A 4,797-nucleotide genomic window follows, 5' to 3' on the forward strand; every position below is an offset into this window, starting at 1 on the left:
ACGGCAAATGGCTAACGGTCACGGCAAAACGCCCGAACGCGTGGGCGGCGTCGGGCATACTCCTTCGCAAGACCTGCCCGCGAGAAGCCTGCGAAAGGCCCGATTCATGGACAAGAAATCGCTCACCGCGGTGGCCCGCCAACAATTGAAGCTGGCGGCCTGTTCGACGAGCGGCCGGAGCTCGCAAACCCTCATCGGCGGCCACACCCACGCGCTGCGCCAGACCGTCGTCGCACTCGCCGAGGGACAGAGCCTGGCCGAACACGACAATGCGGGCGACGCCACCATCCAGGTGCTCACCGGAACGCTGGTGCTGATCGCGGGCACCGACGAATGGAAGGGCTCGGCGGGCGATCTGATCGTCGTGCCGCGCGCCCGCCACAGCGTCAAAGCCGTCGACGACGTCACATTTTTGCTGACCGTCGCGAAGTAGCAGGTCGTTCGCCCGAATTGCGCTGACACCTCGAGGTGTTGATCGAACCTGTCGGTGCGGAGCCGTACTGTGGACGCCATGGGTGAGCCACAGCCGATCCTCGATCCACTCACGCCGTCCGCGATTTTCCTGGTCGCCACCATCGACTCCGGTGGCGAATCCGCGGTCCGCGACCTCTTGGCAGACATCTCCGGGTTGCGCCGTTCGGTCGGGTTCCGGGTTCCCGGTGAGGGTTTGACCTGCGTCACCGCGATCGGCTCCACAGCCTGGGATCGACTGTTCATCGGCCCGAAACCGGCTGAGCTGCACGAGTTTCCCGGTTACAACGGCCCGATCCACAGCGCACCGACCACCGCGGGCGACCTGTTCTTCCACATCAAGGGCGAAACCCACGGCCCGTGCTTCGAACTCGCCATGGCGATCGGCGCCCGCCTCGAAGGCGCGGCGACCATCGTCGACGAGACGGTCGGCTTCCGGTATTTCGAACAGCGCGACCTGCTCGGCTTCGTCGACGGCACCGAGAACCCCGAAGGCCCCGGCGCGGCCTCGGCGGCGCTGATCGGCGACGAGGACCCCGGGTTCACCGGCGGTAGCTACGTAATCGTGCAGAAGTACACCCACCCGCTCGATCAGTGGAACGCGCTGTCGATCGAGGAACAGGAGCGGGTGATCGGGCGGACCAAGCTCGCCGACTACGAACTGCCCGACGATGTGAAACCCGCCGACTCGCATGTCGCGGTGAACACCCTCATAGACCCCGACGGCACCGAGCGCCAGATCGTGCGCGCCAACATGCCGTTCGGCACCATCGGCACCGGCGAGTTCGGCACCTACTACGTGGCTTACGCCGCCACCCCGAGCGTCACCGAGCGCATGCTCGAGCGGATGTTCCTCGGCACCAGCGAGGCGGCTTACGACCGCATCCTCGACTTCTCCTTCGCGGTCACCGGCACGCTCTTCTTCGTTCCCACCGTGGATTTCCTCGACGACCTGCCCGACGCGCCCATCACCGCAGGCGCCGCGATCGAGCCGTCGACACTGCCGGAAATCGCCCCGGTCGAACGCGCGAACGCGACGGCGGATCGCTCGGACGGCTCCCTCGCTATCGGCACGATGAAAAGGAGTAACTGAATGAACAACCTGCATCGCGAACTCGCGCCGATCACCGGCGAAGCCTGGTCGCAGATCGAGGAGGAGGCGACTCGCACGTTCAAGCGCAACATCGCGGGCCGCCGGGTGGTCGACGTGTCGGGACCGCACGGGTTCGACTTCTCGGCCCGCAACCTCGGCCGGGTCACCTCGATCGCCTCGCCCGACGACGGCGTGCAGGCCCGTCAGCGCGTGATCCAGCCGGTGATCGAGTTGCGGGTGCCGTTCACCCTGCAGCGCGACGAGCTCGACGATATCGCGCGCGGAGCGGGCGATGCCGACTTCGACAATCTCAAGGACGCGGCGCAGAAAATCGCCTTCGCCGAAGACCGCGCGATCTTCGAGAGCTACGCCGCCGGGGGCATCACCGGTATCCGCGACGCCGCCTCGAACTCCCCCGTCGCCCTGCCGAGCAATGTCGTCGACATTCCCGATGCCATCTCGCACGCGCTCACCGGCCTGCGCCTGGCCGGTGTGCAGGGCCCGTACTCGGTCGTGCTCAGTGCCGAGCTGTACACCCAGGTCAGCGAGACCTCCGATCACGGTCACCCGATCCGGACCCATATCGAGCGGCTGATCGACGGCGAGATCATCTGGGCACCGGCGATTTCCGGCGGATTCGCGCTCACCACCCGCGGCGGCGACTTCGAACTGGCGCTCGGTCAGGATCTGTCGATCGGGTACCTCAGCCACGATGCCGAGACCGTGCAGCTGTACTTCCAGGAGACCTTCACCTTCCTCGTCGAGACCTCCGAAGCAGCGGTGTCGCTCGGCTCGTGAGCGCGGCCGCTAGGGTGGGCCACGAATCATGGAGAGGGAGGTCCGCATGTCGGTCGTGCGTGCCGGTGTGGTGTCCGCCAGGCGGAGCCTGTTCTATTGCTTGATCGGAGTCCTGGTCACCACGGGCGTCGTCGGGTTGTTCCTGGCGATGTTCGGGGTGAACCGGGTGATCACCGGGTTGCTGGTCGGTGCGGTCGGCGGGTTCGTGGTCGGTGTCGCGCTGTTCGTCCGTGATGTCGTCGAACTGCACGAGCACGCGATCTACGCGCGGACTCCGTTCCGTTCGTCGACCGTGCCGTGGGACCGCGTCGTCGCGGGCCGCTTCACCCTCGACGAGCACGCGCGCTGGGTCCTGGCGTTGGACCTCAACGGCGAGTCGGCCGACGAGCTCGTGCTGCTGTCGATCCCCCCGGTGATCGGGCCCGTCACCGGCGCCTACGACATGCGCAAACGCGAGCAGGTGAGCGAGATCCGGGAGATTTTGCGCGCCAAGCGAATCCCGATCACCGTGCTGCCCGAGATCGCGGGCGCGCTCAACCAGCACTGGCAGATCGCCCCGCCGACCGCCCGCTGATCACGCGGGCGGGTGGACTGGACAGCGATGTAGCCGAACTCCTCGTTCATGAACGCCTCGATCCGGGCGATGCGGTCGCGCTCGAGTTCGGTCAGGCTCGCCATGTCCGCATCGGAGAGCGGCAGCTGCGGGAACGAGCCCGCACCACCGTTGACGTGCACGCCGACCACCCGATCCGGCGCCACTCGCCCGACCTCCGGACTCACCGCCGCGCCGATATCACCACCCTGCACCCCGAACCGCTCGTACCCCAGCCTGGTCATCAACTCGACCCAGGCCTCGGCGATCCGGCGAACCGGCCACCCCTCGGCGACCGGTCCGGAGAACCCGAAACCGGGCAGCGACGGAATCACCACGTGGAAGGCATCGGCCAGGTCGCCACCGTGCGCGCGCGGGTCGGTCAGCGGGCCGATCACATCGAGGAATTCCGCGATCGAGCCCGGCCAGCCGTGCGTCAGCAGCAGCGGCACCGCATCGGGTTCGGCCGAGCGGACGTGCAGAAAGTGAATGTTCTGCCCGTCGATCACGGTCGGGGAACGAAATCGGTCAGCCAGGAACCAGGTCCGCACTCCTGCGCACCGCACCCGGCAGCTGACCATCCACCTGCGGCGCGACCTCCATGACCGCTTCCGCCACGGCGAGACAGGCACCCAACCGCAGTGGCTTGCGCAACCCCGAATCCCCCTGCAGCAGTAGCCGAACCGCCGCCCACGGCAGATTCACATCGGCGAAGGACGTGTGGAACAAACCCGCCGAGGGACGTGGATTCGCCTCGAGCAGCACCGATTCCCCACCGCGATAACGCAATTGAACATTCGTCCCTCCCGCCATGGCGGCACGGGAATGCCTGCCGCACGGGCGATCTCATAGGTGCGAACCTTGTCGGTCAGCGCCTTCACCGCCGACAGCGGCGAACACATCAGGCTGGTGCCGACCGCCGCGAAGTCCGCCGCTCGGCCCGCGAGCGCCTCGAGGCGGCGCGGCGGGATGAGAACGTCGATGCGATGCATGCGACAACCCGGACCCTATCCCGGTTCAGCGTCGAGCACATTTCGAGAACAAAGACCCCACATCACATCCACCCGGCCAGCGTCCGAGTACTGCACGACGGCGACCCCGCGGCGGGTGTACTCGAGAGATGGCCTAGCGAGGGAGCAGCGCACCCGGGTCGAATGTGACCTCGAACGGTGCTCGCAACGTCACCGGGTCACCGGCCGACGCACGGTGCGTGTGTTCGTATTCTCCGTCCGGGCCGAGCGCATAGGCGAACAGCACCGGCAACTGCTCATCGACCAGACGGCCCTTGAACGAGTTGATCTCGAAACGCCAGTACGTCGGGATGCCCGCCTGTGCGTACAGCACGGGCTTTACCATCCGGTCCTGCAACGTTGTCGACTTCGACACGACTTCGACGGCGAGTTCGACCTGACTGGCCGGCACCCCGCGCCCGTGCCAATCGATCGGGCCCGCGACCACCATGAGGTCGGGAATGGGCTCGTCATCGCCGATGAGCACGCCGACGCCGTCCATCACCAATCGGTCGGCGGGTACAACCGCGTCGAGGACCTGCGTGAGCCGCTTTATCAACCACTGATGCATCGGTTTCGGCGCCGCATTCACGACGAGCTGGCCATTCAGCACCTCATATCGCAGACCGTCATCGGGCATGTGATCGAGATCCGCGGCAGTCCAATGATCGGAGCGCGGCAACGGCATCGCCATACATCCACCTCCGACCTCGTCGAATGCACCGCGCGCCGCCCGCGTCGGTCGATTCGAGTCTAGCGGCTGCGAGATACATCCGGCATGCCCGTTGCTGCTCGCCCAGCAGAGATGACCTGGTGGGCGAGCAGCTTCGGGC

Annotated in this window: 6 protein-coding genes and 1 pseudogene; 4 read left to right on the forward strand and 3 right to left on the reverse strand. The window is 66.6% G+C overall.

Annotated elements, in window-relative coordinates:
• Positions 1 to 106 precede the first annotated feature (106 nt).
• The 4 genes from ACFXKN_RS13005 (at position 107) to ACFXKN_RS13020 (ending at position 2,936) form a co-directional block, all read left to right on the forward strand.
• A complete protein-coding gene (locus ACFXKN_RS13005) occupies positions 107 to 433 on the forward strand; it encodes a cupin domain-containing protein (protein ID WP_378940899.1) in 327 nt (108 codons plus the stop codon).
• Positions 434 to 511: 78 nt separating this feature from the next.
• Positions 512 to 1,564 carry a Dyp-type peroxidase gene (locus tag ACFXKN_RS13010; RefSeq protein ID WP_379433019.1) on the forward strand — a complete coding sequence of 351 codons (1,053 nt, stop codon included), beginning with the start codon at positions 512 to 514 and terminating at the stop codon, positions 1,562 to 1,564.
• Complete coding sequence (locus tag ACFXKN_RS13015; protein ID WP_379433020.1) at positions 1,565 to 2,362, forward strand: family 1 encapsulin nanocompartment shell protein; 798 nt, start codon at positions 1,565 to 1,567, stop codon at positions 2,360 to 2,362.
• Positions 2,363 to 2,408: 46 nt separating this feature from the next.
• Complete coding sequence (locus ACFXKN_RS13020) at positions 2,409 to 2,936, forward strand: hypothetical protein (RefSeq protein WP_378940905.1); 528 nt, start codon at positions 2,409 to 2,411, stop codon at positions 2,934 to 2,936.
• 74 nt (positions 2,937 to 3,010) lie between these two features.
• Here the strand turns inward: ACFXKN_RS13020 and ACFXKN_RS13025 are convergent.
• The 3 genes and pseudogenes from ACFXKN_RS13025 to ACFXKN_RS13035 all read right to left on the reverse strand — a co-directional run.
• Positions 3,011 to 3,535: pseudogene (locus ACFXKN_RS13025) on the reverse strand (alpha/beta fold hydrolase); the annotation flags it as partial.
• A complete protein-coding gene (locus tag ACFXKN_RS13030; RefSeq protein WP_378940907.1) occupies positions 3,483 to 3,767 on the reverse strand; it encodes an ATP-grasp domain-containing protein in 285 nt (94 codons plus the stop codon). The pseudogene ACFXKN_RS13025 and the gene ACFXKN_RS13030, both read right to left, overlap by 53 nt.
• Positions 3,768 to 4,079: 312 nt before the next feature.
• The gene (locus ACFXKN_RS13035) at positions 4,080 to 4,658 is read right to left on the reverse strand and encodes a Uma2 family endonuclease (protein ID WP_378940909.1); all 579 of its coding nucleotides are present in this window, start codon (positions 4,656 to 4,658) and stop codon (positions 4,080 to 4,082) included.
• Positions 4,659 to 4,797 lie beyond the last annotated feature (139 nt).

It is taken from the genome of Nocardia sp. NPDC059195, from assembly GCF_042754695.1.
Lineage (GTDB): Bacteria > Actinomycetota > Actinomycetes > Mycobacteriales > Mycobacteriaceae > Nocardia.

Excerpts from the sequence above, each read along its gene's own strand:
- ACFXKN_RS13005 (WP_378940899.1), top strand. The coding sequence starts at position 107 with ATGGACAAGAAATCGCTCACCGCGGTGGCCCGCCAACAATTGAAGCTG.
- ACFXKN_RS13010 (WP_379433019.1), top strand. The coding sequence starts at position 512 with ATGGGTGAGCCACAGCCGATCCTCGATCCACTCACGCCGTCCGCGATT.
- ACFXKN_RS13015 (WP_379433020.1), top strand. The coding sequence starts at position 1,565 with ATGAACAACCTGCATCGCGAACTCGCGCCGATCACCGGCGAAGCCTGG.
- ACFXKN_RS13020 (WP_378940905.1), top strand. The coding sequence starts at position 2,409 with ATGTCGGTCGTGCGTGCCGGTGTGGTGTCCGCCAGGCGGAGCCTGTTC.
- ACFXKN_RS13030 (WP_378940907.1), bottom strand. The coding sequence starts at position 3,767 with ATGGCGGGAGGGACGAATGTTCAATTGCGTTATCGCGGTGGGGAATCG.
- ACFXKN_RS13035 (WP_378940909.1), bottom strand. The coding sequence starts at position 4,658 with ATGGCGATGCCGTTGCCGCGCTCCGATCATTGGACTGCCGCGGATCTC.